This window comes from Herminiimonas sp. KBW02 (assembly GCF_003852535.1).
In the GTDB taxonomy this organism is placed as follows: Bacteria; Pseudomonadota; Gammaproteobacteria; order Burkholderiales; family Burkholderiaceae_D; genus Oxalicibacterium.
In genome coordinates, this window is sequence record NZ_QAJP01000002.1 from 121,947 (window position 1) to 148,016 (window position 26,070).

Annotated in this window: 29 protein-coding genes; 8 read left to right on the forward strand and 21 right to left on the reverse strand. The window is 55.2% G+C overall.

Annotated features, from left to right (window positions below; all coding sequences use genetic code 11):
• Positions 1 to 2 precede the first annotated feature (2 nt).
• Positions 3 to 602, forward strand: a complete 600-nt coding sequence (locus tag DBR37_RS01070; RefSeq protein ID WP_124572451.1) for a sensor histidine kinase KdpD — start codon at positions 3 to 5, stop codon at positions 600 to 602.
• Positions 603 to 620: 18 nt separating this feature from the next.
• On the opposite strand, the gene DBR37_RS01075 is transcribed toward DBR37_RS01070, so the two are convergent.
• From DBR37_RS01075 to apbC, 14 genes are all read right to left on the reverse strand, one after another.
• Positions 621 to 1,310, reverse strand: a complete 690-nt coding sequence (locus DBR37_RS01075) for an energy-coupling factor ABC transporter ATP-binding protein (protein WP_124572452.1) — start codon at positions 1,308 to 1,310, stop codon at positions 621 to 623.
• A complete protein-coding gene (locus DBR37_RS01080; protein ID WP_124572453.1) occupies positions 1,310 to 2,014 on the reverse strand; it encodes an ABC transporter permease in 705 nt (234 codons plus the stop codon). Before DBR37_RS01080 ends, DBR37_RS01075 begins: the two co-directional genes overlap by 1 nt.
• 111 nt (positions 2,015 to 2,125) lie before the next feature.
• Positions 2,126 to 2,971 (reverse strand): formate dehydrogenase accessory sulfurtransferase FdhD, encoded by an 846-nt coding sequence (locus DBR37_RS01085; protein WP_124572454.1) that lies wholly within the window; start codon positions 2,969 to 2,971, stop codon positions 2,126 to 2,128.
• Between the two features lie 221 nt (positions 2,972 to 3,192).
• The gene (locus DBR37_RS01090) at positions 3,193 to 3,519 is read right to left on the reverse strand and encodes a hypothetical protein (protein ID WP_124572455.1); all 327 of its coding nucleotides are present in this window, start codon (positions 3,517 to 3,519) and stop codon (positions 3,193 to 3,195) included.
• A 12-nt stretch (positions 3,520 to 3,531) separates the two neighbouring features.
• Positions 3,532 to 4,677 (reverse strand): formate dehydrogenase subunit gamma, encoded by a 1,146-nt coding sequence (locus DBR37_RS01095; protein WP_124572456.1) that lies wholly within the window; start codon positions 4,675 to 4,677, stop codon positions 3,532 to 3,534.
• A gap of 22 nt (positions 4,678 to 4,699) precedes the next feature.
• Positions 4,700 to 4,927 carry a hypothetical protein gene (locus tag DBR37_RS01100; protein ID WP_124572457.1) on the reverse strand — a complete coding sequence of 76 codons (228 nt, stop codon included), beginning with the start codon at positions 4,925 to 4,927 and terminating at the stop codon, positions 4,700 to 4,702.
• A complete protein-coding gene (gene fdh3B, locus DBR37_RS01105) occupies positions 4,924 to 5,553 on the reverse strand; it encodes a formate dehydrogenase FDH3 subunit beta (RefSeq protein ID WP_124572458.1) in 630 nt (209 codons plus the stop codon). The genes DBR37_RS01100 and fdh3B overlap by 4 nt, the downstream gene beginning before the upstream one ends.
• A 65-nt stretch (positions 5,554 to 5,618) precedes the next feature.
• Complete coding sequence (locus DBR37_RS01110; RefSeq protein ID WP_124572459.1) at positions 5,619 to 8,582, reverse strand: formate dehydrogenase subunit alpha; 2,964 nt, start codon at positions 8,580 to 8,582, stop codon at positions 5,619 to 5,621.
• Positions 8,583 to 8,597: 15 nt separating this feature from the next.
• The gene (locus DBR37_RS01115) at positions 8,598 to 8,798 is read right to left on the reverse strand and encodes a hypothetical protein (RefSeq protein ID WP_124572460.1); all 201 of its coding nucleotides are present in this window, start codon (positions 8,796 to 8,798) and stop codon (positions 8,598 to 8,600) included.
• Positions 8,799 to 8,959: 161 nt separating this feature from the next.
• Positions 8,960 to 9,580, reverse strand: a complete 621-nt coding sequence (locus DBR37_RS01120; RefSeq protein WP_124572461.1) for a molecular chaperone — start codon at positions 9,578 to 9,580, stop codon at positions 8,960 to 8,962.
• A gap of 63 nt (positions 9,581 to 9,643) precedes the next feature.
• Positions 9,644 to 11,746: a 4Fe-4S binding protein gene (locus tag DBR37_RS01125; RefSeq protein WP_124572462.1), complete on the reverse strand. Its 2,103-nt coding sequence runs from the start codon at positions 11,744 to 11,746 to the stop codon at positions 9,644 to 9,646.
• A gap of 32 nt (positions 11,747 to 11,778) precedes the next feature.
• On the reverse strand, positions 11,779 to 12,393 hold the full coding sequence (locus DBR37_RS01130) for a DUF3306 domain-containing protein (protein ID WP_124572463.1): 615 nt from the start codon (positions 12,391 to 12,393) through the stop codon (positions 11,779 to 11,781).
• A complete protein-coding gene (locus DBR37_RS01135) occupies positions 12,383 to 12,901 on the reverse strand; it encodes a DUF3305 domain-containing protein (protein ID WP_124572464.1) in 519 nt (172 codons plus the stop codon). The genes DBR37_RS01130 and DBR37_RS01135 overlap by 11 nt, the downstream gene beginning before the upstream one ends.
• Before the next feature lie 206 nt (positions 12,902 to 13,107).
• Positions 13,108 to 14,196, reverse strand: a complete 1,089-nt coding sequence (gene apbC, locus DBR37_RS01140; RefSeq protein ID WP_124572465.1) for an iron-sulfur cluster carrier protein ApbC — start codon at positions 14,194 to 14,196, stop codon at positions 13,108 to 13,110.
• Positions 14,197 to 14,409: 213 nt separating this feature from the next.
• On the opposite strand from apbC, the gene moaA reads away from it, so the two are divergent.
• The 4 genes from moaA (at position 14,410) to DBR37_RS01160 (ending at position 18,657) form a co-directional block, all read left to right on the forward strand.
• On the forward strand, positions 14,410 to 15,522 hold the full coding sequence (gene moaA, locus DBR37_RS01145; protein WP_124572466.1) for a GTP 3',8-cyclase MoaA: 1,113 nt from the start codon (positions 14,410 to 14,412) through the stop codon (positions 15,520 to 15,522).
• A gap of 53 nt (positions 15,523 to 15,575) precedes the next feature.
• Entirely contained in the window at positions 15,576 to 16,172 is a 597-nt protein-coding gene (gene mobA / locus DBR37_RS01150; RefSeq protein ID WP_124572467.1) for a molybdenum cofactor guanylyltransferase MobA, read from the forward strand.
• Between the two features lie 59 nt (positions 16,173 to 16,231).
• Entirely contained in the window at positions 16,232 to 17,551 is a 1,320-nt protein-coding gene (glp, locus tag DBR37_RS01155; protein WP_124572582.1) for a gephyrin-like molybdotransferase Glp, read from the forward strand.
• Between the two features lie 251 nt (positions 17,552 to 17,802).
• Complete coding sequence (locus DBR37_RS01160) at positions 17,803 to 18,657, forward strand: HDOD domain-containing protein (RefSeq protein ID WP_233588240.1); 855 nt, start codon at positions 17,803 to 17,805, stop codon at positions 18,655 to 18,657.
• 15 nt (positions 18,658 to 18,672) lie between these two features.
• On the opposite strand, the gene DBR37_RS01165 is transcribed toward DBR37_RS01160, so the two are convergent.
• The 7 genes from DBR37_RS01165 to mltG form a co-directional block, all read right to left on the reverse strand.
• Positions 18,673 to 19,356 (reverse strand): ankyrin repeat domain-containing protein, encoded by a 684-nt coding sequence (locus DBR37_RS01165; RefSeq protein ID WP_233588241.1) that lies wholly within the window; start codon positions 19,354 to 19,356, stop codon positions 18,673 to 18,675.
• Positions 19,357 to 19,375: 19 nt separating this feature from the next.
• On the reverse strand, positions 19,376 to 20,155 hold the full coding sequence (locus DBR37_RS01170) for a TatD family hydrolase (protein WP_124572470.1): 780 nt from the start codon (positions 20,153 to 20,155) through the stop codon (positions 19,376 to 19,378).
• Positions 20,156 to 20,232: 77 nt separating this feature from the next.
• On the reverse strand, positions 20,233 to 20,730 hold the full coding sequence (locus DBR37_RS01175) for a GNAT family N-acetyltransferase (protein ID WP_124572471.1): 498 nt from the start codon (positions 20,728 to 20,730) through the stop codon (positions 20,233 to 20,235).
• 39 nt (positions 20,731 to 20,769) lie between these two features.
• A complete protein-coding gene (locus DBR37_RS01180; protein ID WP_124572472.1) occupies positions 20,770 to 21,147 on the reverse strand; it encodes a PilZ domain-containing protein in 378 nt (125 codons plus the stop codon).
• Positions 21,148 to 21,157: 10 nt separating this feature from the next.
• Complete coding sequence (locus tag DBR37_RS01185) at positions 21,158 to 22,192, reverse strand: DNA polymerase III subunit delta' (protein WP_124572473.1); 1,035 nt, start codon at positions 22,190 to 22,192, stop codon at positions 21,158 to 21,160.
• Complete coding sequence (tmk, locus tag DBR37_RS01190; RefSeq protein WP_124572474.1) at positions 22,189 to 22,803, reverse strand: dTMP kinase; 615 nt, start codon at positions 22,801 to 22,803, stop codon at positions 22,189 to 22,191. Before tmk ends, DBR37_RS01185 begins: the two co-directional genes overlap by 4 nt.
• A 29-nt stretch (positions 22,804 to 22,832) precedes the next feature.
• A complete protein-coding gene (gene mltG / locus DBR37_RS01195; RefSeq protein WP_124572475.1) occupies positions 22,833 to 23,822 on the reverse strand; it encodes an endolytic transglycosylase MltG in 990 nt (329 codons plus the stop codon).
• Positions 23,823 to 23,936: 114 nt separating this feature from the next.
• Between mltG and DBR37_RS01200 the strand changes: the two genes are divergently transcribed.
• The 3 genes from DBR37_RS01200 to DBR37_RS01210 are packed head-to-tail and all read left to right on the forward strand — an operon-like array spanning position 23,937 to position 26,040.
• On the forward strand, positions 23,937 to 24,986 hold the full coding sequence (locus tag DBR37_RS01200) for a folate-binding protein YgfZ (RefSeq protein ID WP_124572476.1): 1,050 nt from the start codon (positions 23,937 to 23,939) through the stop codon (positions 24,984 to 24,986).
• A 41-nt stretch (positions 24,987 to 25,027) separates the two neighbouring features.
• Entirely contained in the window at positions 25,028 to 25,315 is a 288-nt protein-coding gene (locus tag DBR37_RS01205; protein ID WP_124572477.1) for a DUF4936 family protein, read from the forward strand.
• Positions 25,306 to 26,040 (forward strand): NRDE family protein, encoded by a 735-nt coding sequence (locus DBR37_RS01210; protein WP_124572478.1) that lies wholly within the window; start codon positions 25,306 to 25,308, stop codon positions 26,038 to 26,040. The genes DBR37_RS01205 and DBR37_RS01210 overlap by 10 nt, the downstream gene beginning before the upstream one ends.
• Positions 26,041 to 26,070: the final 30 nt, after the last annotated feature.

Consider the following 26,070-nt stretch of genomic DNA (forward strand, 5'->3'; position numbering starts at 1 on the left):
GCATGGATCCGCAACTGGCCGCCATCATCGTGCACGATCTGAAAAATGCGCTGGGTGAACTGGAAGGTGAACTCTCCGCGCTGACGCTAGACCTGGATCAGGGCAAGGCCACCGAAGCACACCATCACTGCCAGAACTTGCGCGACAAGATGGTGGGTTTCCTCACCTTGTACAAGGCGGCGGAACAAGGCTTGCATCCGCGCATAGAAGCGGTCAATCCGGAAGACTTCCTGAAGGGCTTGTTGCGCAATCACAGCAAAGCCGCAATCAGCATCACGCTGGATACCGACGACATGCCGCCAGTAGTATTTTTCGATGAGAATCTGATGGGACTGGCACTGGATGCAGCGCTGCAAAATGCCTTGCGCTTTGCCAAATCGACTATCGTCGTCGGCTGCAAAACCGTGGCGGAAGAAACGGTGTTTACCGTACAGGATGACGGACCCGGTCTCGGCACCGAAGAAGAAAAGCAATCAACCGGCATGGGCATGGCCTTGTGTTCTGCCATCGCCGCTGCGCATAAGAATGGTGAAAGACAGGGACGCACCCGTTTGCACAACTTGCCGCAAGGCGGTGCGCTGTTTTGCCTGTACTTACCCTAAGCTCTGACTACGGCTGACTTAAGCAGGCATCCCTGCTTGCGGGTGTAAATTCACCGGACGCATTTCCAGCTTTCCGTCACGTATCTTCAGGCGCTGCACTCCCGGCAATGCGATCAAATCCCTGTCATGGCAAGCCATGATGACGCTGCCACCTTCGTTGACCAGGGTCGGGATCAGCGCAATCACCTGTTCACGCGCAGCACCGTCGAGGTTGGCAGTCGGCTCGTCCAGCAGCAACAACTTCGGCGACAACACGCGTGCACGTGCCAGTGCTACGCGCTGCTTCTCACCACCGGACAGGAAGTTCGGTATGCTGGCGCGCAAATGCGCAATACCTGCCCATGCAATCGCTTCCTCTACTTTTTCGGCGATGATGTTTTTCGCTACGCCACGCACGGATAAACCGTAAGCTATATTCTCTTCGACGCTGGTAGAAAACATGACCGGATGCTGGTGTACGTACACGATAGCATCACGCATCAGACGCGGGTACGGTGCCAGCTGTACCGCATCTCCCTGGAATTTCACCTCTGCGGTATCCGCTGATTCAAGTCCGGCCAGTATGCGCATCAGCGTGCTCTTGCCCGAACCGTTGGAACCCGTCAGTACATACGCCTGTGCCTGAGCTATCGACAAATCTTCTATATCAAGCAGGCGGCGCTGATGAAAGCTCTTTTGCAAACGCTGGATAGATAAAAGTGCATCCATTACATATTCCTCGCTGGTCGCGTATCGCCCTGCAACAACATCATCGCAGCATTGATCAGCAAGGCGAAGGCAATCAGGACGATGCCCAGCGCGATACCCTGCGCAAATTCGCCTTTACTGGTTTCCAGCGCTATCGCGGTCGTAATCGTGCGCGTTTCACCGGCGATATTCCCACCCACCATCATCGCGCAACCGACTTCTGAAATGACGCGGCCAAAACCATTGATAACAGCTGCCATCACGCCAAACCTGACTTCATGCAGCACGGTCAGCATCACACGCCATTTGGAAGCACCGTGCACAATCGCGGTTTCCGCCAGACGCGGATCAGCCGCCTGCACTGCTGACAAAGTGAAGGCAATCAGTACCGGCAACACGATGAGAACCTGGCCCAGGATGATGCTCGACTGGGTAAACAGCCATTGCAGCGAACCCATAGGCCCCTGTCGTGACAACATCAAATAGAGCAACAGTCCGATCAATACGGTAGGCAGGGACAAGGCGGCCTGTGCAATCCAGATCACAATGCGACGCCCGATAAATTCACGGGTCGCAATCAGGTAACCGATCAGCACGGCGATCGGCGTTGCAATCAGCAAGCCGATGATGGAAGTCTTGAGCGAGATCCAGATAATGCGCCACAGCACAGCATCGCCCGAAAAGAGCAAGCCAAAGGCAGCCTGGGTAGCGTCAATAAGGGACATAAGGAGGCATATTACGACTGAGGTGTCGCTGATTCATTTTTGTAGCCGCAATTCTAACCCAGTCGCACGCATGCACCGAAATAATGCAGCCTTGAGAGCAGATAAATTAAATCAGGCGACGCGCAACGAACTATCCAGCAGATGTGGCTCGTAAATCATGCGCTCCTTGCCGGTCACCAGCAGGAAGTGTTTGCCGGTGCAGCGCGCCAGCAAAGTCATATTCACTTTCTCTGCGACCAGATGTCCCATCTGCGTAGTACCGGAGCGAGAAATCAAAAACGGCATGCCCATCTGCGCGCCCTTGATCACCATCTCGGAAGTCAGGCGCCCGGTGGTATAGAACACCTTGTCGGCACCGCTGATATTTTCCAGCCACATGATGCCGGCAATCGAATCGACGGCGTTGTGACGGCCTACATCTTCGATGAAATGCAGCAATTCGCCTTCGGCTGTAAACAAACCGCAGCCATGTACCGAACCGGCTTTGGCGTAGACCGAATCCTGCATGCGTATCGTGTTGACGATTTTATACAATGTCGATTGCCTGAGTCGTGCATCGGTCGGCAAACTTATGCTGTCGATTTCATCCATCAAGCCGCCAAACATCGTGCCCTGGCCGCAACCGGTGGTGACGACGCGCTTGGCTGTGCGTTCTTCGATATTGGCGATGCCGTCACGCGTCGTGACGTGCACCGCATGCTGGTTCCAGTCCACATGGACAGCCACGACTTCTTCTATCGTCTGCACCAGTCGCTGGTTGCGCAAATATCCCAGGGTCAATGCTTCGGGCGCCGCCCCCAGCGTCATTAGCGTGACCAGTTCGCGCTGATCCACATACACCGTCAACGGACGCTCGGCCGGAATCTCCAGCGGCGTTGTGCGCGCGGTTTCGTCGACCGCATTGACGTCATACGTCAACTTGACCGGTGTACTGGAAAATTCGGGGCGATACGACATGGCGGTCACTTATCTTGGACAGGGCAAAACGCCGCTGCTCCATTATCGGGATCATGCAAAACATGATGCGTTCAGGCGTGAAATAGCAAATAGTCAGCTCGACTATCCGGTATTCGGTGCTGCAGGTGGGATTATAGCGGTATGCGCGCCATCAGGCTGTTTTCAGCAGATAACACGCATACGCCCGGACAGGCGTATGCGATGGAAAACCGAGATCTACTTTACTTCTTGGCACCGGCAGCAGGTACCGGCTTGGCATCGGCCACACCAACGGTAGATGTGGCGACTTGCAGTGCTACGTAAGGACCAGGATTGGTACATGGCGGCACCGCAATATCCGGCTTGGCCTTGCCGGTACGTTTGAAGTATAGCGCTGCCACTTTGTTTTGCGATTCACACAACTGATAAGCAGCAACTTTATCTGACCATCCGGCCTTGTTCTTGGTTTCCGCCGCCTTGGCCTTGGCTTCATCACTCGGCGGCGGCAATTTCGCTGTAGCACTGGCCATGACCATGGTGCCGAGCAATGCGATCAGTATTTTTTTCATCTGCATATCTCCTTAAACAGCCTTGACCGGTGTGCCTGCTTTTTCCGTCTCTTCGGGCGTACGCACGCGTGGAATCTTGCCGCTTTCGATATCTGCATACCAGAGGTCGTGATGCTCTTTCGCCCATGCGTCATCGACGTAACCGGTCTTCATCGCTTTGTACGCGCCTTCCATGCCCAGCGTACCGATGTAGATATGCGCCAGCGAAGCACTGAATACCAGCACCGCCGCCACCAGGTGGATGATGTGTGCAATCTGCATATTGCCGCGGGTGTACAGAATGCCCGGCACCAGCATATCGAGCACGAAGCCGGAAGCGCTGACGATCAGGCCGAGGAACACCATGCCGCCCCAGAACCAGAGTTTTTCACCGGCGTTAAAGCGCCCTGCACTGGCATGACCGCGCGCACCGCCGAGGTTTTTCAGCCATTGCAAATCACCTTTGCCCGGAAAGTTATCCTTCACGAAGATCGCAAACATCACGATCAGTGACACGGTGAACACCGGGCCGACGAAGTTGTGTATGTTTTTACAGGCGTAAGCGAGCCAGCCGAATACCGTATGCCCGAACACAGGTAATACGATGTACTTGCCGAACAACATCAGCAAGCCAGTGAAAGCCAGCGTCAGGAAACTGATCGCCACCGTCCAGTGAGTAATGCGTTCAAGTGAAGTAAAACGTTCGATCAGACGACCGGTACGGCCGCTTTTCAGTTTAATGGTGCCGACTGCGAAGTAAAACGCGGTGATGCCAAGTATCGCAACAATAATCAGCCAGCCGCCATAAGTGGTCAACGGACCATTACGATACAGACGCCAGGCTTCACCTGCAGTCGTCGCGCGAGCCTGTCCAGGGAACTGTGCCTTGGGCTGGATCAGCACACCGGACTCAAGTGCCGGCAGACTGGAATAATGCTCGCCGCCTTCTTTGACCTGTCTGTATACAGGTGCCAGATTACCTGGTTGCACCTGTGTACGTTCAGCCTGGTTCTGCTTCATGTAAAGGATATCGTCAGACTCAATATTCGACATACTTTGCACGGCAGGTGGTGCCGCAGGCTTGGCGGCTGCGGGATCACTCGCCTGTGCCAGCGCCAGGCCGGAAGTCGCTGCCAGCAGCGTCAGTCCGGCGGCGAGTTTGGCAAACCATGTTTTCATGATAAATCCCCTCGCGGCTGCATTAATTGGTTTTTGCGTACTCGTTCTGCGTTTGAGCACGCGTACGCATCTGCGTTTCCCACTCGGTTTTATTCCCGGCGGTCCAGCCTTTGATTACGTAGGGATCATTCTTCGCACCCGACCATGGCGGTGCATCACCGGCGTCGCGGGCGTTGGCCTGTGACTGGACTTTTTCACCGCAACCGAACAAGGCCAGCGCCATCACGGAGAGCATTAAAGCGCGCATCATGATTTGCCTCCGTTCGGTGCTTTGGCGTCAGGATTATGCGACTTGCCGTAGGCAGTACCCCAGCCCCAGACTTCGCTGCCTTTGCCACGCCGCAATACGCGTGTGCGCAGGATATCGGCAATCACATCGCCATCGCCGCCGAGCAAAGCCTTGGTCGAGCACATTTCCGCACAGGCTGGCAATTTGCCTTCAGCCAGACGATTACGGCCATATTTTTCAAACTCGGCTTTGGAACCGTTTTCTTCCGGGCCACCGGCGCAGAAGGTGCACTTATCCATTTTGCCGCGCAAGCCGAAGGTGCCGTTGGATGGGAATTGCGGTGCGCCAAACGGGCAGGCGTACGAGCAGTAACCACAACCGATGCAGATGTCCTTGTCATGCAGGACCACGCCTTCTTCGGTACGGTAGAAGCAGTCGACCGGGCACACCGCCATGCAAGGTGCGTCCGAGCAATGCATGCAGGCGACCGAAATCGATTTTTCCTGGCCGATCACACCATCATTGATAGTGACCACACGACGACGATTCACGCCCCACGGGACTTCGTTTTCATTTTTGCAGGCCGTTACGCAGCCATTGCATTCGATACAGCGCTCTGCATCACAGATGAATTTCATTCGTGCCATTTTGATTTCTCCTTAGCTTGGATATCTGTCAGTTTTTACTTCACCGTTATGGCCAGATACCGCGGCTATGCAGTCGCTTTTTCAATATTACAAATGGTGGTCTTGGTTTCCTGCATCATGGTCACCGAGTCATAACCATAGGTGGTCGCCGTATTCACCGCCTCACCACGCACGATAGGATATGCGCCTTCCGGATAGGAATCGAGCATGTCCTTGCCCTGCCACCAGCCTGAGAAGTGGAACGGAATAAAGGCCGTGTCTTCTGCTACCCGCACCGTCACCAGCGCCTTGACCTTGATGCGCGCACCGGTAGGCGTAGAGACGATGACATACTCGTTATTACGTATGCCCCTGGCCTCGGCTGCCTTCGGATTGATCTCGACAAAGTTCTCTTGCTGCAGCTCAGCCAGCCATGGATTCGAACGCGTTTCTTCACCGCCGCCCTCGTACTCAACCAGACGTCCCGAAGTAAGGATGATCGGGAATTTCTCGTAGAGTTTGGCGTCGACGTTTTTGTCCTGCAGTGTTTTGTACAGGGTTGGCATGCGCCAGAACGCTTTCTTGTCGTCATGCGTCGGATACTTCGCGACCAGATCAGGGCGTGTGCCATAGATAGGTTCACGATGCAGCGGTACCGGATCAGGGAAGTTCCAGACCACGGCGCGCGCCTTCGCGTTACCCCATGGATGCACGCCGTGCACCTTCATCGTGACGCGCTGGATACCACCGGACAGATCGGTTTTCCAGTTCTTGCCCTCTGCAGCCTTTTTCTCCGCTTCGGTCAGGTCGTCCCACCAGCCCAGTTTCTTCAGCAGGATGTGATCGAACTCCGGATAACCGGTGGTGATGTCGGCACCCAGCGAATGCGAACCATCTTCCGCCAGCAGACTGACGCCTTCGCGCTCGACGCCGAAGTTGGCACGGAAGTTACCGCCACCGTCCATCATCGCTTTCGAGGTGTCGTACAGATTAGGCGAGCCCGGATGTTTGAGCTCCGGTGTGCCGTAGCATGGCCAAGGCAAGCCGAAATAATCACCAGCCATGTCGTAACCGGTTTCCGCATCCTTGCCAGCCTTGCAGCGCAGCGTCTTCACATCAAACAGATGCATATTGCGCATGTGCGCTTTCAGGCGCGTCGGCGATTGCCCGGTGTAACCGATGGTCCAGGTACCGCGATTGATTTCTTCCAGCATCGCTTCCGGTTCCGGTTCCATCATGCCGCCTTTGCCCGGGACCAGTTTGATTCTGGCGACCAGCTCTTTGCCAAAGCCGAGTTTTTGCGCCAGCTGGTACATGATCATGTGATCGGTACGCGATTCAAACAGCGGTTCGATAACTTTTTCACGCCACTGGATGGAACGGTTGGATGCGGTCACCGACCCTGATGTTTCGAACTGCGTAGCCGCCGGCAACAGGTACACCGCACGATTCGGATTCAGTTCCTGGCCATCGACTTTCATCGCCGCCATCGCAGCTGTCGCGGACGGATACGGATCAATCACGACCAGCAAATCGAGTTTGTCGAACGCTTTTTTCATGTCCAGACCGCGCGTTTGCGAGTTAGGCGCATGTCCCCAGAACAGCATCGCTTTCACGCTGTTGTCCTGATCAAGGTTTTCACTTTTCTCCAGCACTGCATCGACCCAGCGCGATACGGTGGTACCGGATTTTTCCATCATCTCTTGCGAGACGTATTGTTTCTTCACCCATTCGTAATCGACGCCCCACACTGCGCACCAGTGCTTCCAGGAGCCCGTTGCCAGACCGTAGTAGCCAGGCAGCGAATCAGGGTTAGGACCAACGTCGGTCGCACCTTGTACGTTATCGTGGCCGCGGAAGATGTTGGTACCACCGCCGGACTTACCGACGTTACCCAAAGCCAGTTGCAGGATGCAGGATGCACGCACCATCGCATTACCGATACTGTGCTGGGTCTGTCCCATACACCAGACGATAGTAGAAGGACGATTCATGGCCATGGTTTCAGCGGCTTTATACACTTGCGCTTCCGGTACGCCGCAAGCCTCTTCGACTTTTTCCGGCGTCCATTTCATGACTTCATCCCTGACCTTTTCCATGCCATAGACGCGGTCGTTGATGTACTTCTTGTCTTCCCAGCCGTTTTTGAAGATGTGATACAGCACGCCCCAGAGGAATGGAATATCGGAACCGGAACGGATGCGGATGTATTGATCGGCTTTCGCAGCAGTGCGCGTATAGCGCGGATCGACCACGATCATTTTGGTACCGGTTTCCTTCGCATGCAGCATGTGCAGCATCGATACCGGATGCGCCTCGGCGGCGTTCGAACCGATGTACAAGGCCGCCTTGGAGTTCTGCATGTCGTTATAGCTGTTCGTCATCGCGCCATAACCCCAGGTGTTGGCAACACCTGCAACCGTGGTCGAGTGACAGATACGCGCCTGGTGATCGGTATTATTCGTGCCGAAGAAGGAAACGAATTTGCGCATCAGCGCAGCCTGTTCGTTGTTGTGCTTGGACGAGCCGACAAAGTAAACCGAATCCGGACCGCTGGCTTTACGGATCTCCAGCATCTTGGCCGAAATTTCGTTGAGTGCCTGATCCCAGCTCATGCGCTGGTATTTGCCGTTGACCAGCTTCATCGGATACTTCAGGCGATATTCACCGTGGCCGTGTTCGCGCAGTGCCGCACCTTTGGCGCAATGCGCGCCGAGGTTGATAGGCGAATCGAACACCGGCTCCTGGCGCACCCACACACCGTTTTCCACAATCGCATCGGAGGCGCAGCCCACGGAGCAGTGTGTACAAACGGTGCGCTTGACCTCTATCTTCTTACCGTCGCCACCTTTGGCACCATCTGCCGCCTTGGCTTTCTGGATCAGGCCCAGTTGCGCCGCCGCGATACCGGCACCGATACCAATACCGGAACGTTTAAGGAAACCACGTCTATCCATGGTCGGCAGCGCACGCGACAAGCTGTCGGCCAGGCTGGATGAAAAACGTGCAGACGAACGCTCTACAGCGTTGCTTTTGCGAGTTAACAGCATGTTGTCACCCCGTATTTAGATTGTGGTGGTGCGGTAGTATTTTTTGACGTGCTCAGTCAGCCGGTAGCTTTTGCCATCAGGCTCTTGCGTAGTAAGCGCATTGGAAACTGCAGTGGTGACTGATTCGGGAGCCAGTTTGGCGGCGACGCCGCCAGCGGCGACCACACCTAAACCTGCGAGGAAATTACGGCGAGGGGTTTTGGACTGCTCAGACATGATCGTCTCCTGTAAATTGGGTCAGGACGTAATATGCTTTTTTTATCTTATATCAAACTTGACTAGAAGTTAGCATACCTTTTAGCAACTTGCACAATTAAAGTCGTCGAAATGAAAATTAAATTTTCGTTAAAGCCGCAAACCCGGAGAATTAACAAATGTCAATCCAGGCTCATATCAAAAGCCTGCATCTCCACCTCAAAGAATTGCCGCGCCAGACGTGCCACCGGCTTATAGAAACGCGCATTTGCACTGTCTTCTATTGCATTGCAACAATTGACGACCCAGGCTTGCATGTGATCGCTGAAGAATTTTTTTTGCGTGATCAGGTTGGCATTCACCACATCATCCGATGCAATCAGATAGCGCATGACTTCACACAAGGTGGCCAGATGATCTTCACTTTCCACCACATCGTCCGAGCGTTGCAAACCCAGCTGCATCAGATCAGTACGCAATTCCGCCAGCGGCTTTTCCATTAAAAATCCGGACAGATAATACGAGCCGTACAGCATCACTTCCGGCTTGCCGACCCCGATGAACAGTTGCTCATACTCTTCGCGCACTGCTTCCTGCCGCGCGGTTTTGCAGGCGGCGACCAGGTCAGCCCAGGCCAGCTCCAGCCCGCTCTCGCCTTGCATTGGCGCGGCAGCTATCGTATCCAGCAAGGTCTGCGCTGGCGGCGCGTACAAGAGCGTCGCCAGCAAACCATAAATATCGGCGCGCGCAGTTTCTTCGCCCTGATCCTGGGATTCAAATTTAATGGCCTGGGCAGTCGTCATGGCATTCCTGGGTAAATGAATTATTCAAAAACTGCAGCGATGCGGATGTACTTCGCAGCGCATCTATCGTCTCTTCAAATCGGTGATAAGCGCTTCCTGTTTATTCGCCATCATGTCGACCACACGACAATCAGGACACATCTTGAGCCTGTCTACGTTGCCGGCAAACGCACCGTGCAAGGACAGCTTGCTCACCATGTTCTCTATCATCTGCGCCGTGCCGAAAGGTTTCTGGCAACTGATGCAATGGAACGGCTGCGCCTCATTCAATACAACGGCCTGCTTCACCACATCCGTCAACAACAGGCGCGGCGTCAGGCTAATGGCGTTTTCCGGACAGGTTTTTTCACACAGGCCACATTGCACGCAGTTCTTTTCGATGAAGCGTAGCTGCGGCAGATTAGCGTTATCCGTCAGCGCAGATTCCGGGCAGGCGCCGACACAAGACATACACAAAGTGCAGCTTTGTTTGTTGACTGTTACCAGGCCAAAAGGTGCACCTGCAGGCAAGGCTATTTGCTCAACCTGCTGCGGCGCATGGGTTTTCAGGTGATCGATCGCCAGTTCCAGCGCACTGCGCTTGTCGGCCGCAATATTGAACAAGGCGCGTTGCTGCGGCACTTGCGCCGGCTGGATGGTGGACAGGCCGGTATCCAGTTGCGCCGGTGTTTGCGCCTGTATCAGCGACAAGTGCACGCCGGTATAGCCGAGCCCGCTCAATATGGTTTGTGCGATGTCTATCTGCGCATTCAATGCGGTCACATACTGCGGCGCATCCTGCTGCGTCACGAGAATGGAGATATGGGTAGTGCCATAAGCCACCGCCGTCAGCCAGAAATCGATGCCGACTGAAGCGATGTGATGCAACTCCAGCGGGATCACATTGGCCGGCAAACCCTTGAGTTTGCCATTAGCTTTGGCGAGGCGGCCCAACTGATTGACCAGCCCGGCGCCCTGCTCCTGATTATGGATCAGCAATGCGGGTTGTGTACCGCCTGCCCTGGCATAAGTCGTCAGCATGGTTTTCAGTCTGGTGCCGGTATCGGCAACGCGCGGATAGGCATACGCCAGCGCACCGGACGGGCACACCGTGGTGCAGGCACCGCAACCGACACAAAGATTAGGCGTGACTTTAATCTGGTCGCCGTTATGACTGACCGCTTCCGCCGAGCACACGTCTATACACGCGGTGCAGCCAACCTTGCCGTTACGACCATGCGCACAGAGTTTTTCTTTGTAGAGGAAGAATTTAGGCTTGCTGAATTCACCCACCATTTGCGTGATGCGCAAGGAATCCGTCATCTGCTGCTGGGTGTCGTTGCCCGGTGCGAAGTAACCTTGCGGTGGTTGATGCAAGGTCAATACAGGTGTATCCGATAAATCAAAAATCAAATCGAATTCCGCACTGCGTTGCGTGGCGCTGCGCGAGAAATCGATCGCGCCTATGGTGCCGCAAGCCTTGACGCAATCACGATGTGATTTACATTTGCTCAGATCGATTTGATACGTCAGGTCGATCGCGTTTTCCGGACAGACATCGACGCAGGCATTACATCGGGTGCACGCTTCAAGGTCGATAGGATTGGCCTGCTGCCATTGCACCGTGAAAGCACCGAGCCAGCCATTGATAGCGATACGGTTGCCGGAAAAAACCGGGAAGCTATGTTCCTGCAGCATTTCACCACTCGCGCCGGCGGTCAACAATACGCTGACATCCAGTTGTTCGCCCAGGCGCGTCGCCCATGGCAAGACACGATCTGCTGTTCCTATCAGTAGTGCATGACCGCCGGACTGGTAATCAACCGTAGGAACAGGATCGGGATCCGGCAAAGCGGCGGCGGCCAGCAAGGCCGCCATTTTAGGTACAGAATTTTTAGCCTGGGCGCCCCATCCGCCAGTTTCACGGATGTTGACAAACCGGAGTGGCGCGACGGAATTTTTTTGCTGCGCGATTTCACCAAACAGGCTGCGCTCCTGGGTACAGGCGACCACGACATCATCAACCCCGTCCAGCGCCTGCATATACGAAGTCACTTCGCGTCTGCATAGTTCGCTATGCATGCTCAGTGGCGCATCAGTACCAAGCGCTTGCCCCATCTGCACACCCGACTGTGCGTCCAGCGGCATGGTGCGATTGCAATTACATACTTTGAATTCTGTGGTCATTGGCTGGCTTCTATGCTGGCTGGGACTACGATTTAAGTTTCGTCAACGTGCGAGGACACGTTGGGCTCCTTGTTTGTATTTGTTGTATTTATTTTTGTATCACTACTTTCCGCCGCTTCTTCGGACGGCAGGTCTTGCACTGCTCCATCTGCCGCGTTCTGAATATCCGCCTGTTCGATGGCTTCGGTAACGAGCGGCTCAGTTTCACCCTTGACCTCATCTTGCTGCATATCCAGCAGCTTCATCAACGGTGATTTCAATTGCGCTAAAGGATCCAGCAAACCCTTGGCATGGCTCAGCCCCGCAATAAAGGCTGGCGTCATCGGCTCAAATTTATTGAAGTCTTCAATGTAGACATCCAGCCCGTCCATGATATTGAAATGCGGATCGGTGAATAATTTTTTCATCGCCGAACGCTTGACCGATTCATCCACACCCTGCGCCATGAAACCCGAGTAATCCGAGTCATGCGTCAGCTTTGCGACGTCATCCATCGTAGGCACAGGCTGCTGTTCCGGCGCGACATCTGCGGACGCTGCACTATCCGGCACGAGTTCGCTTGCGTCCTTGCCGGACAAGCTCTTGCTCGCCTGGGCGGACTCGGCGTTCTTCTTTGCCCAACGCGCAAAAAACTCATCAGCGGCCATGTTCGTCACCTTCGGCACGCGCCATCTTGTCTACGCCCTCACCACCTTCAAACGAAGGTTTCTTGTGTTTGCGCTTCGGTTCCGGATGGTAATACTCGCCGGTAAAATTCGTCAGGAGCGCGATCACTTCCGGCGAAGCCGGCAAGGTATCAACACGCTCGCCACCATCCATCAGGCGTGCTGCTTCATTATAGGAAAGCGTGACCGACTTCGGAACCGCCAGTTCAACGCCGTCGATTTCTTCGATGCGCCACATGATGAACCAGCACGGTGCGGGAGCACTGATATTCAGGAAGTAACCTTCCGCTTCGCTGCTGGAGAGATTGACCTGTATGCCGCTGAACAGCCAGCGCATATCGTCGGGATCATTGCGCAGGCAACTCGGAGCGTGGTCGTGGGAAACAATAGCGCCGACAATTTCAATGGGGAGCCATTGAAACGGTTGCCAGCGATTGGCAAGTGGTGTGCGTTGCATGATGACGCCAACGCTGATTGCTTCAGTCTCCATGTTTCCTCATGACGGCAAGGCTGCCTGTTCGGATAGGGGCACACGATGTATTGTGCGCCGAAATTGCAAACCGGATTGAAACTGCAATCGCGGAATGGAACGATGAGTAAACTGCGTGGATACCCAAGTATCCACGCCAGAGAAAATTACTTCGAAACAACCATACCTGCAAACTATGCAGGTATCAAGTGAAGCGGACGAAAAAATTAATCGTTTTTAACCACGATCGTTGGGAACTTGGACGACATATCCTTCGCCTTTTCCGCCACCTTGATCGCGATTTTTCGTGCGATCTGTTTGTAGATAACGGCAATAGGACCATCCGGATCGGCGACTACAGTCGGCTTGCCGGAATCGGCCTGCTGACGTATCGACATCGTCAATGGCAAGGCACCAAGGAAATCGACGCCGTACTCGCCACACATTTTTTCGCCGCCGCCTTCGCCGAAGATGGCTTCAGCATGACCGCAGTTGGAGCAGATATGTGTGCTCATGTTTTCGACGATGCCCAAAATCGGGATGCCGACTTTTTCAAACATCTTCAGTCCCTTGCGTGCATCCAGCAAAGCGATGTCTTGCGGCGTGGTCACGATGACGGCACCGGTGACCGGTACTTTTTGCGACATCGTCAGCTGGATGTCGCCGGTGCCTGGCGGCATGTCAACGATGAGGTAATCCAGGTCGCGCCAGTTGGTTTGTTCCAGCAATTGCGACAAGGCTTGCGTCACGATAGGACCACGCCAGACCATAGGTTCGTCCGGATCGATCATGAAACCGATACTCGACACCTGCAAGCCGTAGTTTTCCATCGGCTCCATGGTTTTGCCGTCCATGGTTTCCGGACGACCGGAAATACCCATCATCATTGGTTGCGACGGGCCATAAATATCTGCATCGAGAATACCGACCTGCGCGCCTTCGGCAGCCAGCGCCAGCGCCAGATTGACGGAAGTCGTGGATTTACCGACGCCGCCCTTGCCGGAAGCAACTGCGATGATGTTTTTGACATTGGACATCAGCTTCACGCCGCGTTGTGCGGAGTGGGCGACGATTTTCGAATGCACATTAGCTGTCACTGCGCCTATGCCTTCGATGGTGCGCACTGCAGCAATCGCTGATTTACGGATACCATCTATCTGGCTTTTCGCCGGATAACCCAATTCCACGTCAAAAATGACGTTATCGCCGTTAATCTGGATGTTTTTTGCGGAACGGCTGCTGACCAGATCCTTGCCCGTGTTCGGGTCGATAACACCGGTCAACGCTGCTTTTACTGCATCTATCGTAATACTCATTGGTTCTCCTGAATTTTATAGCGCAAGTCTAAACTAATTGCCCGCCCTACGCTGCTGACTTGCCGCCCGGCATGGTCATATTTTCACTTCCAGGCTTGAGAAATGCTGTTGCAGCCGCCAAATAATGTGATATGAAGCAGTAAGTACAGTCGATGCCGATTCGACACGCGCCACGTCTACGACTTACAATGGCGTACTTAGAAGACTTTCCCCATGACTGAAAAAATCATTCCGCTCGCAGACCTCCGATATCTGAACAAGATACCGGTCATTCCTGCACGCCTTGAAGCACCGACGGGCTTGCTGGCGGATACCCGTGCGCGTCCTTTGCACGACTTGCGCATCTCGATCACGGATCGCTGCAATTTCCGTTGCGTTTATTGCATGCCCAAGGAAGTCTTCGACAAGGATTACGCCTTCCTGCCGCAAAGCTCTTTGCTCTCTTTTGAAGAGATCACACGCATCACTTCCCTGTTCGTCGCCCATGGCGTGGAAAAAATCCGCCTGACCGGTGGCGAACCGCTGCTGCGCAAGAATGTAGAAAAACTGATCGCCATGCTGAGCGCGCTGCGTACACCGGATGGCCGCGAGCTCGACCTGACGCTGACCACCAACGGTTCCCTGCTGGCGCGTAAAGCACAGGCGCTGAAAGATGCCGGACTCAAGCGCGTGACGGTTTCGCTGGACGCACTGGACGATAAAGTCTTCAAGCAAATGAACGATGTCGACTTTGCCGTTTCCGATGTACTGGAAGGGATAGAGGCGGCACATCGCGTCGGCCTCGGCCCGATCAAGATCAATATGGTCGTCAAAGGCGGCATGAACGATCAGGAAATCGTACCCATGGCGCGCCACTTCAAGGGCAGCCCTTACATCCTGCGCTTCATCGAATATATGGATGTCGGCGCCTCCAACGGCTGGAAGATGGATGAAGTTATCCCTTCGTCGGAAGTAATACGCCGTATCAATGCCGAAATGCCGCTCGAAGCGATTGCACCTAACTACGTCAGCGAAACTGCCGGACGCTGGCGCTATGTGGATGGCGGCGGCGAGATCGGCGCCATCTCCAGCGTGACGCAAGCTTTCTGCAGCGATTGCAGCCGCGCACGCCTGTCAACTGAAGGCAAGCTCTACACCTGCCTGTTCGCGACTGGCGGCCACGATCTGCGCGCACTGATGCGCGGCGGCAATACCGATGAAGAAATCTCCACCGCGATTGCGCATATCTGGCGCGCGCGCACCGATCGCTATTCTGAATTGCGTACTGCCAATACCGACGGCTTGCAATCCGAGCGCAAGGTCGAGATGTCTTACATCGGCGGCTAAGTCAGCCACCTTCAGCACACCCCACACAACTGATATCGGATCAAGACAAGAAAATGGATAGCAGTCAAATTACCGGACTCATACTGGCAGGTGGACGCGGGACTCGTATGGGTACCGTCGACAAGGGTTTGCAGCTGTTCCGTGATGCGCCTATGGCCTTGCATGTGCTGATGCGCCTGTCACCGCAAGTCGGTTACATCATGATCAACGCCAATCAGAATATTGCGCCGTATGAAGCGTTCGGCGTACCAGTCTGGCAGGACGAAATGCAAGGTTTTGCCGGGCCACTGGCTGGCTTGCAAACCGGACTGATCCATTGCGAAACCGACTATCTGGTCACTGCACCGTGCGACTCCCCTTTCCTGCCCAAGGATCTGGTCGAGCGACTGGCTGAAGGCCTGGAACAAAACAATGCAGACATTGCAGTTGCCGTCACTGGCGCGGGCGAAACCAAACAGGCACATCCTGTCTTCTGCCTGGTCAAGGCATCGCTGCTGCCGCATCTGACGCTCTACCTGCAGGAAGGCGGCCGCAAATTCGACAAATGGTATTCATCGCTGGCGGTGGCCGAAGTTCACTTCGACGATGAAGATGCCTTCCGCAATATCAATACGCTGGATGACTTGCGTAAATACGAGACCACCGCATAATGAATCTGCGCTATTCACACATCCTGCGCGATGCCGCACTTAATGATCTAGACGAACTCATGCCGAACGACACTACAGCAGACTCCGATAACAAGCGCACGACACTATCGAATGTCATTAGTTGCCTGTCGGATTACGATCCTGATGCCTTGCCGGTGCCGGACGCACAAACCATCATTCGCCAGTTCATACAGCCTATCAATGCGGTAGAAAAAGTGGCGATACGCAGCGCACTGGATCGCGTGCTGGCAGCAGATATCGTGTCCCCTATCAACGTACCTTCGCATGACAACTCGGCAATGGATGGTTATGCCTTCCGCGGCAGCGACCTGCAGAAGGAACAGGATCTGCCACTGAAAATCATCGGCACCGCTTATGCCGGTCGCGCTTATGAAGGTAGCGTAGGCAGTGGTGAATGCGTACGCATCATGACCGGCGCGGTCATGCCGGTTGAATGCGATACCGTCATCCCGCAGGAATTTACGCGCGACGAAAACGAACTAAGCGTCATCATCCCGGCAGGTGTAGTGCGTACTGGTGACAACCGTCGCCTGAAAGGTGAAGATCTCGCTATCGGCACACCTGCCCTGCAAAAAGGTCGCATCCTGCGCCCGGCCGATCTCGGCTTGCTGGCTTCACTCGGCATCGGCGAAGTGCCGGTACAACGCCGCTTGCGCGTCGCTTTTTTCTCGACCGGTGATGAGTTGCGCTCCATCGGCGAAACGCTGGATGAAGGCTGCGTCTACGACAGCAATCGCTACACCTTGCACGGCATGCTGACCCGCCTCGGTTGCGACATCGTCGATATGGGCGTCATCAAGGATGATCCGGCCGCGCTGGAAGCCGCCTTCCGCACCGCTTGTGAAAACGCCGACGCCATCATCACCTCCGGTGGGGTTTCGGTCGGTGCAGCCGACTACACCAAGCAAATGATGGCGGAACTGGGCGACGTCACCTTCTGGAAGATAGGCATGCGCCCGGGCCGTCCTATGGCCTTCGGCAAGATCCAGTCGCACGGCAAGGAGGCTTATCTGTTCGGCCTGCCGGGTAATCCGGTCGCCGTGATGGTGACGTTCTATTTCCTGGCACGCCAGGCGCTGCTGCACATGGCAGGCGCGTCGGCCGTAGAAGCGCCACCTATGTTGCGCGTCATCTCCAAAGCCGCGATCCGCAAGCGTCCGGGCCGTACCGAATATCAGCGCGGCATCCTCAGCGTCAATAGCGATGGCGTACAGGAAGTGCGCATTACCGGCTCCCAGGGTTCGGGTGTGCTGCGTTCCATGTCGGAAGCAAACTGCATGGTCGTACTAGAACATGATCGCGCCGAAGTCAAAGCCGGTGATCTGGTCAACGTCATCCTGTTTGAAGGTTTGATTTAAGCCCCTCCTGCCCCGCGTTTCTCTGCGCGGGGCATGGAAAATTTCCACATGGAAATTTTCATCCCGGTATTTCCCCATATTTATCAAATTCATTGCAAACATTTGTCATTTTGCTTATGAGAAATGATGCAAACGGGCACAATTCGTCTATGCTATCTTGCATATAAGTAATCACTTTGCGCGCTCGCCTTAATAAGAACCAATAGCGGGAAATAACAGCGCCGCAGCTTAGCTACGTCAGGAGGGAAATCGTGGATAAATCACCGGGAACTTCAGCTTCGACGACTGAACTCGCCCGTCCGGTTAACATTCCGCCGCGCCCGGCCCTGCTCATCGCCGTCCAGCACGAGATGAACAAGGAAGAGCCACACCTCAAAAAAATCGCACGCCTCATCAATCGTGATGTCGCCATTTCAGGCAACCTGCTGGGCATCGCCAACTCGGCCATGTTCAATCTGGGACGCCATATAGAAACGGTCGAAGATGCCCTCACACTGATCGGCCTCAACAACTGCAATGCACTGATGACCAGCCTGATGATGCGACGCACGCTGTCGCACGGCAAGATGATGATGCCGCGCTTCTGGGATGTGTCGGAAAAGCGCTCGTGGGGCATGATGTACGTGGCCAAACTGACGCGGGTCAGCACACCGGAACTGGCGTATAACTTCGGCCTGTTTTCCGACATCGGCATACCGCTGATGATGGCGTCATTCCCGAACTATGCAGAAACACTGAACGCCGCCAATAAAATGGAAGCCAGCGGTTTCATCGAACTGGAAAACCAGTGCCACCGCATCAATCACGCGGTCGTCGGCGGCATGCTGGCCGAGCACTGGAGCGTGGATCCCATCGTCGTGCTGGCGATCAAGAAACACCATACGCACAGCATCCTCAACGACCTGACCTTTTCAGAAAAGCTGAGGCAACTAATCGCGGTCTTCTATCTGGTAGATAAAGCGATACAGGAACACCGCCATGCCATCTCGGTGGAATGGCAGGAAGGCGGCCAGCAGGCGTGCGAGATACTGAGTTTGTCAGACGAAGAAGTGGAACAGATTTGTGTCGACCTGAAGGCGCGTTTTTCCAGCCCCCTCATGTCCTGATTTGAGCGATACGAATTACAGCTTGCCAGCCTTTTTCAGGCGATAGGTCAGGCCATCAACAATATCGGTGCTGCCATTCTCACGCGCGAAATCAATCGCACTCATACCGACATCATTCTTGATGCTGGCATCGGCACCGGCATCCGACAAAACCTTCACTGAATAGATAAAGCCACCGCGCGCTGCCATCATCATGGGCGTGGTGTTATTCGGTGAGCGTGCATCCAGTTCCGCCCCTTGCTTGACCAGTACTCTCACGATCTCGCTATCGCCGCACGCCGCAGCGTAATGCAGCGCCGTCCAGCCACTTTTATTCACGGCGGCGCCCTTTGCCAGCAAAGCCTGCACCGCCGGCATATTCGCCTTGAAGGCGGCGATCATTAAAGCAGTGTCACCATTGCGAGCCTGCTGCTCAAGGTCTATGCCACGCGCATTCAGCAGCACCGGGAATACCTTCATCGAGCCTTCACGCATGGCCAGAATCAAACCACTATCGCCGCGTGCACCCTCTATCGTGTTCGGATCAAAGCCGCGTTTCAGCAAAGCCGTCACCGTCTGCGCATCATCCAGCGACACTGCGCGGAAGTAATCTTCATACGCACCGGCACGCGCCAGCGGCGGACATACGGACAAGGCAGCAGCACTCAGCAACACGGCCAGGGTCAGCCTGCGCATAGGCAAACATTCAGCAGCTTGCATTCTGGTATCCGGCATACGATTAGCGTGCGATCTTGAAGAGATTGAAAAAATTATCGCTGGTCTGTTTTGCCAGCTGTTCCAGTGGCACGTCTTTCAGCGTCGCCAGGTATTCACCCACATGACGTACCAGAGCAGGCTCATTCACCTTGCCACGAAATGGTACCGGTGCCAGATACGGCGAATCGGTTTCGATCAGCATTTGCTCCAGCGGCACTTCACGCGCGACTGCCTGCAAATCCTTGGCGCTCTTGAAGGTGACTATGCCGGAGAACGAAATATAAAAGCCCATCTCCATCGCAGCACGTGCGACTTCCAGCGATTCGGTAAAGCAATGCATGACGCCAGCCGCACCACCGGCATCGGTGCCTGCACCCTCTTCGCGCATGATGCGTATCGTGTCTTCCGAGGCAGCGCGGGTATGGATGATTAACGGCTTGCCGGTCGCACGCGAGGCACGGATATGACGACGGAAACGTTCACGCTGCCATTCGAGGTCGCCTTCGAGACGGTAGTAGTCGAGCCCGGTCTCGCCGATGGCGACGATCTTAGGGTGCTCGGATAAACGAATCAGGTCTTCGACCGATGGTTCAGGCGTATCTTCGTAGTCAGGATGCACGCCGACCGAAGCGTAGATATGCGGATAGCGTTCTGCCAGTTCCAGCACGCTGGGAAAATCAGGCAGGTCGACCGACACGCAGAGGGCATGGCTGACTTTATTCTCGGCCATTTTGCCGAGGATTTCAGGCATGCGCGCAGCAAGTTCGGGGAAATTAATATGGCAGTGGGAATCGATAAACATAGGCCGAATTGTACGCGTCCGGCGGCTTTACTGCATCCACGCTCTCGACCCGGAACACTTGCTGCCGGGAAGCAGGGTCAGGCGATCCGTTTACCGACAATGACCAGATCGCGCTCGACACCATCCAGCGTGGCCACGCGTGGCATATTCGCCCAACGCTCAAAGCCATGACGTTCAAACAATTTAAGGCTGGGCAGGTTATGTCCAAAAATCAGCCCGACCAGCGTATGTATGCCCAGCTTGGGCGCATACGCCATCGCTTCCTGCAGCAGATAAGCGCCCAGCCCCTTGCCGCGTGCATCTTCGTGCAGGTAAATCGACAGTTCGACCGTCGCCGCATAAGCGGCACGTGCGTGGAAGTTGGAATAAGACAGCCAGCCGAGGATGCGACCCTGTTCTTCCATCACCCAGATCGGACGCTGGTCCGGTGTGTGTTCGAGGAACCAGGCATGCCGTGATACGACCGTGACCGGTTCGATATCAGCTGTCACCTGACGCGATGGAATGGTGCTGTTGTAGATGGCGACGATGGCGGGCAAATCGTCAAGGGTGGCAAGGCGATACGGCAACGGCATAGATTGAGAACCTTGCTCCGGCAAATGACAGGGGGTGAATTACAGCGTATGCGTGGCGCGCGAAGAACCGAGCGCGGCACCCAGCAATTCTTCTATACGTTGCTTGATGCGCTGGCCGCTTTCATCAGCCGAGAATTGCACGCCTATGCCCTGCGCCTTGTTGTTATTCGCACCAGCCGGGGTAATCCAGGCGATCTTGCCGGCGATAGGATATTTGGTCGGATCATCCAGCAAGGTCAGGATCAGATAGATTTCATCGCCTATCTTGTACGACTTGGTCGACGGCACAAAGATACCGCCATTCGCAAGGAATGGAATATAGGCCGCGTAAAGCGCGGATTTTTCCTTGATCGGCAAGGACAGCACCGACGGCCTGCCGACGACCGGGCTTCCTGTAGCCAGCGAGTTATCTGCCATCTCTAACCTTTCAAGAGAAAATCGTCGAATATTCCAGCAACATATCTTCGATAAAGAGCTTGGGTGCCAAAGGATGCTCGGCGATCGCGCGCCTGTCATTGACGGCCTTGATCTCCTGCAGCAGGGCTGCAGTCTCGACTCTTTGCGCCAATGCACCCAACTCTTTTTTGTAGCGTGGATAGTAACGGATTGTGCCGGAAAGTTTGACGGAAAGCACGTCATACAACCAGCGTTGCAACCACGCGACTAATTCCGGCACTGGTGTCTTTTGCAAGCGGTCTGCCGCCTTCAACGCGTTATCAACACCCGGCTGCGCCAGTTGCCGCAGGAAGTCGTCCATGGTTTCACGGGTACCGGCTTGCGACGCTTCAAATGCAGCCAGCGGCGCACCGCCCTGCTCGGCCAGCCAGCCATCGGCCTCGCTGACTTGCTGCGACTTCAGCCATTGCAAGGCCTCATCCCGGCCCGGCATCGCCAGCGCAAATTTACGACAGCGCGACAGTATGGTCGGCAGCAACCTGTCCAGGCTATTGCTGACCAGCAGGAACATGGTTTGCGGCGGCGGCTCTTCCAGCATTTTCAGCAAGGAATTAGCGGCTGCGGTATTCAATACCTCTGCCGGATACAGCACGATCACGCGCATGCCGGAGCGGTGCGTGGAAATATTCATGAAGTCGCCCAGCGCACGGATCTGGTCGATCTTAATTTCTTTGGATGGGGCTTTGGTCGCCTTGGCTTTTTTGGTATCAGCCGCTTCGCCATCCTCACCTTCGGCCGCGTCACCGTCATCCAGAATTTCAGGACGCACGCGCCGATAATCGGGATGGCTGTATTGCGTGAACCAGCCGCAGGCAATACAGCTGCCGCAGGCATGGCCATCCGCCGTCGGCGTTTCGCACAGCAAGGATTGCGCAAAGGCTTCGGCAAAAGCAGTCTTGCCTATGCCTTCAGCACCATGAAACAGGATCGCATGCGGCAGGCGCTCACGCAGCTGTTGCAACTGCTGCCAGGATGCCTGCTGCCACGGATAGAGCGTCGTACTCAAGCGTCTATCCCCGCTACGATGGCACGCAACTGTTGCTGGATAGTCGGAATGGCCTGGGTCGAATCGATGACGTGGAAGCGTTGCGGGAATTCGCTGGCGCGACGCAGGTATTCAGCGCGCGTGGCAGCGAAGAAGTCCGCTTTTTCCTGTTCGAATTTATCCAGCGTACGGGTCGCATCCAGACGTGCACGCGCGACATCCAGCGGCACATCGAACAGCAGCGTCAAATCAGGTTGCAAATGCGGATGTACCCACTGCTCCAGCGCATCCAGTTTGGCGCGCTCCAGCTTGCGACCACCGCCCTGATAAGCAAAGGTGGCATCGGTAAAACGATCCGAGATCACCCAGTCACCGCGTTCCAGTGCGGGTGCGATCACTTGTGCGATGTGTTCGCGGCGTGCGGCAAACATCAGCAAGGCTTCGGTTTCCAGATGCATTTTTTCGTGCAGCAGGATTTCGCGCAGCTGCTCACCCAGGCTGGTGCCACCCGGTTCACGGGTGACAACTACTGTCTTGTTACGCGCGCGCAGCAATTCGGCGACGAAGGACAAGTGGGTGGACTTGCCGGCCCCGTCTATGCCTTCAAATGTGATGAATTTCCCTGTCGTCATAAGCGAACCGTCATTATGTATAGGATGAATTATCTGCCGCGCTGGTATTTGTTGACCGCATTATTGTGGTCATCCAGGGTCGCGGAAAACTGGCTGCTGCCATCCCCGCGCGCGACAAAATACAAGGCATCGGTTTTTGCCGGATTCATCGCCGCATGCAGCGATTCAGCTCCCGGCAAGGCGATAGGTGTAGGCGGCAAACCCAGGCGAGTATACGTATTGTGCGGGGTGTCGGTCTGCAAATCACGTTTGCGGATATTGCCCTTGAAGTCTTCCCCCATGCCATAGATCACGGTCGGATCTGTTTGCAGCAACATGCCCTGACGCAGACGATTGACGAACACGCCCGCGATCATGTCGCGTTCGGATTTCTTGCCGGTTTCCTTTTCGACGATGGAAGCCATGATCAGTGCTTCGTAAGCCGATGCATACGGCAAATTCTGACTGCGCGCCAGCCATGCTTCATTCAGACGCTTGAGCATCAGGTTATGCGCCTGCTTGTAGATTTGCAGATCGCTGGAATTTTTGGCGAACAGATAGGTATCCGGATAAAACAAACCTTCCGGCAGTGTGAAATCTGTGGAGATTTTTGCCATCAGGTCCCGGTCCGACAAACCTGCGGTATCGTGCTTGAGGCCAGGATGTTTGTCTATCGCTTGGCGCATCTGGCGGAAACTCCAGCCTTCTATGACGGTCAGCGCTTCCTGTACAAACTCGCCGCGCACTATCTGCTTGATCAGGCCGGTCGGCGTGGTACCAGGTTTCAATTCATAGGTACCAGCCTTGAGCTTGGTGCTATTCCCGGTAATCTGCGCCAGCGCGATCATGAGCAATGGATTGACCGGGACGCCGGCTGCTTCGATTTGCTGCATGCTGCTTTTGAGACCGCTGCCGGCAGCGATGGTGAACTCGACGCCGGAGGTTTGTTCCGCCGGGAGGATTGCTTGTTCTGCCCAAAACATGAAAGATGCGCCGAGGATGATGCCCAGCAGGATGATGCGTCTGAATAATTTTTTCAAAACTAGGTCTCAGTGAAATCCAACACAATCGGACGCGTTTTTCCCACGCCACTATAATCAGACCCTAATGATAATCGCTGAACCACCTTACGCTCCAATTTATTGATTGAATTTATGACTACATGGCTTAATTTTCTGGCTGAACAAGGCGCAAAAATCAGTGCCGACGCTGTACCCCGCGTCGTGTCTTTCGGTTCAGAAACACCGGGCGAAACCGCTAAAACCAACTTTATCACCCCGCTCACCCATCTCGGCCTGATTGCCGCCAGCGGTGACGATGCAGCCCACTTCCTGCACAATCAACTGACCAACGATGTTGAGCACCTGGGCAGCAAGGAAGCACGGCTGGCCGGTTATTGCTCCCCGAAAGGTCGCCTGCTGGCCAGTTTCCTGATCTGGCAGACTGCGGATCGCATCATGCTGCAACTGCCGCGCGAACTGCAGGCAGCGATCCAGAAGCGCCTGCAAATGTTTGTCTTGCGCGCCAAGGCCAAACTGGCCGATGTCAGCGAAGAATACGTCATGCTGGGCATAGCCGGCCCGGCCGCCGCCAGCGCCCTGATGCCATGGTTCCCGACGCTGCCTGTCGCCATCTATGGCAAGGTCGACAATGAAGCCGGCACCGTCATCCGTCATTCGAATGCTTTCGAAGTCCCGCGCTATCAATGGATCACCACAGTTGAGCAGGCCATCGAAGCCTGGCCGCATCTGACCGAAATCCTGCAAGCCAGCGGCGCTGATGCCTGGCAACTGGCCGAAATCGATGGCGGCGTGCCGCACATCACCGCTGCCACGCAGGAGCAATTCGTACCGCAAATGATCAATTTTGAATTATTAGGCGGCGTCAACTTCAAGAAAGGTTGTTATCCGGGCCAGGAAATCGTCGCCCGCAGCCAATACCTGGGCAAACTCAAACGTCGCATGCTGCACGCCAGCGTCGCAGCAACCGAAGTCGCGCCAGGTACAGAAATCTTTTCCGCCGACGATCCGGATCAGCCCTGCGGCATGGTGGTCAATGCCGAACGCTCCAGCGCTCACCTTACCGACTGTCTGGTCGAGATCAAGCTGGCAGCCACCGATAGCGCCGTGCATCTGGGTAGCGTCAGCGGTCCGCTGCTGTCCTTCCAGCCGCTGCCTTATCCGCTGACCGACCCGGCAGCCTGAGCGTCATCAGCAGACTCCAGACAAATCACGGACAATAGGCGATGGATCTTTACATCTACTATCGGGTGGCAGTAGCCGATGCGACAGACTTGCGTGCAAAAGTTTTGACTATGCAAGATAATCTCGCCCGGCTGCACGGCATACAGACTGCGCTCAAGCGACGCCCGGAAGCACAGGATGGCATGCATACCTGGATGGAGGTCTATCTGGATGTGGCCGAAGAATTTGCAGCGGAACTGGAGCAGGCGGTGCAAGCCAGCCAGTTAGCGGCCTTGATAGATGGCAAACGCCATACGGAACATTTTTTGGATTTATCTTTATGTGCTTAATCGTCTTTGCATGGCATGTGATACCGGACATGCCCCTGATCGCCGCCGGTAATCGCGATGAGTTCTACGACCGTCCGGCCAAACCGGCAGACTGGTGGGAAGACTATCCGCAGATCTACGCAGGTCGCGATTTGCAAGGCGGCGGTACCTGGATAGGCGTAAGCCGCGAAGGACGCTTTGCCGCATTGACGAATATCCGCGCACCGTCCGAGATGCGCGACGATGCACCGTCGCGTGGTGCACTGGTGACCAATTTTCTGGCCGGCAGCATGAGTCCGGATGAATACGTCGCCGAACTCAAAACCGCGCAACAGGATTACAACGGCTTCAATCTGCTGATAGGCGACAGCAAGCAACTGGTCTGGTACTCGAATCGCGGCGACGGCGATGAGCGCAACGGCAAATCATTGGGCCCCGGCATCTATGGTTTGTCCAACTCGCTGCTCGATTGCGCGTGGCCGAAGGTCGTACGCACCAAGGCACAATTTGCCAGCCTGCTATGCCAGGGCGCACCGGAAGATGCTTACTTTGAGATGTTGACCGATACCACATGCGCCTCGGATTGCCGTCTGCCGAAAACCGGCGTCAGCATAGAGCGCGAACGTTTGTTGTCGGCGGTCTGCATCGAATCGCCAGACTATGGCACGCGTGTTTCCACGCTGGTCAAACTGAATGGTGGCACGCAACCTGTGCTGATAGAAAGACCGACACTGGCCATGCGTTGACAGCTGCTGCCTGAACAGGCAGCAGCGAAG

What these genes read in the sequence shown, in the direction of transcription:
- DBR37_RS01070 (WP_124572451.1), top strand. Translation starts at nt 3, where the DNA reads ATGGATCCGCAACTGGCCGCCATCATCGTGCACGATCTGAAAAATGCG.
- DBR37_RS01075 (WP_124572452.1), bottom strand. Translation starts at nt 1,310, where the DNA reads ATGGATGCACTTTTATCTATCCAGCGTTTGCAAAAGAGCTTTCATCAG.
- DBR37_RS01080 (WP_124572453.1), bottom strand. Translation starts at nt 2,014, where the DNA reads ATGTCCCTTATTGACGCTACCCAGGCTGCCTTTGGCTTGCTCTTTTCG.
- DBR37_RS01085 (WP_124572454.1), bottom strand. Translation starts at nt 2,971, where the DNA reads ATGTCGTATCGCCCCGAATTTTCCAGTACACCGGTCAAGTTGACGTAT.
- DBR37_RS01090 (WP_124572455.1), bottom strand. Translation starts at nt 3,519, where the DNA reads ATGAAAAAAATACTGATCGCATTGCTCGGCACCATGGTCATGGCCAGT.
- DBR37_RS01095 (WP_124572456.1), bottom strand. Translation starts at nt 4,677, where the DNA reads ATGAAAACATGGTTTGCCAAACTCGCCGCCGGACTGACGCTGCTGGCA.
- DBR37_RS01100 (WP_124572457.1), bottom strand. Translation starts at nt 4,927, where the DNA reads ATGATGCGCGCTTTAATGCTCTCCGTGATGGCGCTGGCCTTGTTCGGT.
- fdh3B (WP_124572458.1), bottom strand. Translation starts at nt 5,553, where the DNA reads ATGGCACGAATGAAATTCATCTGTGATGCAGAGCGCTGTATCGAATGC.
- DBR37_RS01110 (WP_124572459.1), bottom strand. Translation starts at nt 8,582, where the DNA reads ATGCTGTTAACTCGCAAAAGCAACGCTGTAGAGCGTTCGTCTGCACGT.
- DBR37_RS01115 (WP_124572460.1), bottom strand. Translation starts at nt 8,798, where the DNA reads ATGTCTGAGCAGTCCAAAACCCCTCGCCGTAATTTCCTCGCAGGTTTA.
- DBR37_RS01120 (WP_124572461.1), bottom strand. Translation starts at nt 9,580, where the DNA reads ATGACGACTGCCCAGGCCATTAAATTTGAATCCCAGGATCAGGGCGAA.
- DBR37_RS01125 (WP_124572462.1), bottom strand. Translation starts at nt 11,746, where the DNA reads ATGACCACAGAATTCAAAGTATGTAATTGCAATCGCACCATGCCGCTG.
- DBR37_RS01130 (WP_124572463.1), bottom strand. Translation starts at nt 12,393, where the DNA reads ATGGCCGCTGATGAGTTTTTTGCGCGTTGGGCAAAGAAGAACGCCGAG.
- DBR37_RS01135 (WP_124572464.1), bottom strand. Translation starts at nt 12,901, where the DNA reads ATGGAGACTGAAGCAATCAGCGTTGGCGTCATCATGCAACGCACACCA.
- apbC (WP_124572465.1), bottom strand. Translation starts at nt 14,196, where the DNA reads ATGAGTATTACGATAGATGCAGTAAAAGCAGCGTTGACCGGTGTTATC.
- moaA (WP_124572466.1), top strand. Translation starts at nt 14,410, where the DNA reads ATGACTGAAAAAATCATTCCGCTCGCAGACCTCCGATATCTGAACAAG.
- mobA (WP_124572467.1), top strand. Translation starts at nt 15,576, where the DNA reads ATGGATAGCAGTCAAATTACCGGACTCATACTGGCAGGTGGACGCGGG.
- glp (WP_124572582.1), top strand. Translation starts at nt 16,232, where the DNA reads ATGCCGAACGACACTACAGCAGACTCCGATAACAAGCGCACGACACTA.
- DBR37_RS01165 (WP_233588241.1), bottom strand. Translation starts at nt 19,356, where the DNA reads ATGCAAGCTGCTGAATGTTTGCCTATGCGCAGGCTGACCCTGGCCGTG.
- DBR37_RS01170 (WP_124572470.1), bottom strand. Translation starts at nt 20,155, where the DNA reads ATGTTTATCGATTCCCACTGCCATATTAATTTCCCCGAACTTGCTGCG.
- DBR37_RS01175 (WP_124572471.1), bottom strand. Translation starts at nt 20,730, where the DNA reads ATGCCGTTGCCGTATCGCCTTGCCACCCTTGACGATTTGCCCGCCATC.
- DBR37_RS01180 (WP_124572472.1), bottom strand. Translation starts at nt 21,147, where the DNA reads ATGGCAGATAACTCGCTGGCTACAGGAAGCCCGGTCGTCGGCAGGCCG.
- tmk (WP_124572474.1), bottom strand. Translation starts at nt 22,803, where the DNA reads ATGACGACAGGGAAATTCATCACATTTGAAGGCATAGACGGGGCCGGC.
- DBR37_RS01200 (WP_124572476.1), top strand. Translation starts at nt 23,937, where the DNA reads ATGACTACATGGCTTAATTTTCTGGCTGAACAAGGCGCAAAAATCAGT.
- DBR37_RS01205 (WP_124572477.1), top strand. Translation starts at nt 25,028, where the DNA reads ATGGATCTTTACATCTACTATCGGGTGGCAGTAGCCGATGCGACAGAC.
- DBR37_RS01210 (WP_124572478.1), top strand. Translation starts at nt 25,306, where the DNA reads ATGTGCTTAATCGTCTTTGCATGGCATGTGATACCGGACATGCCCCTG.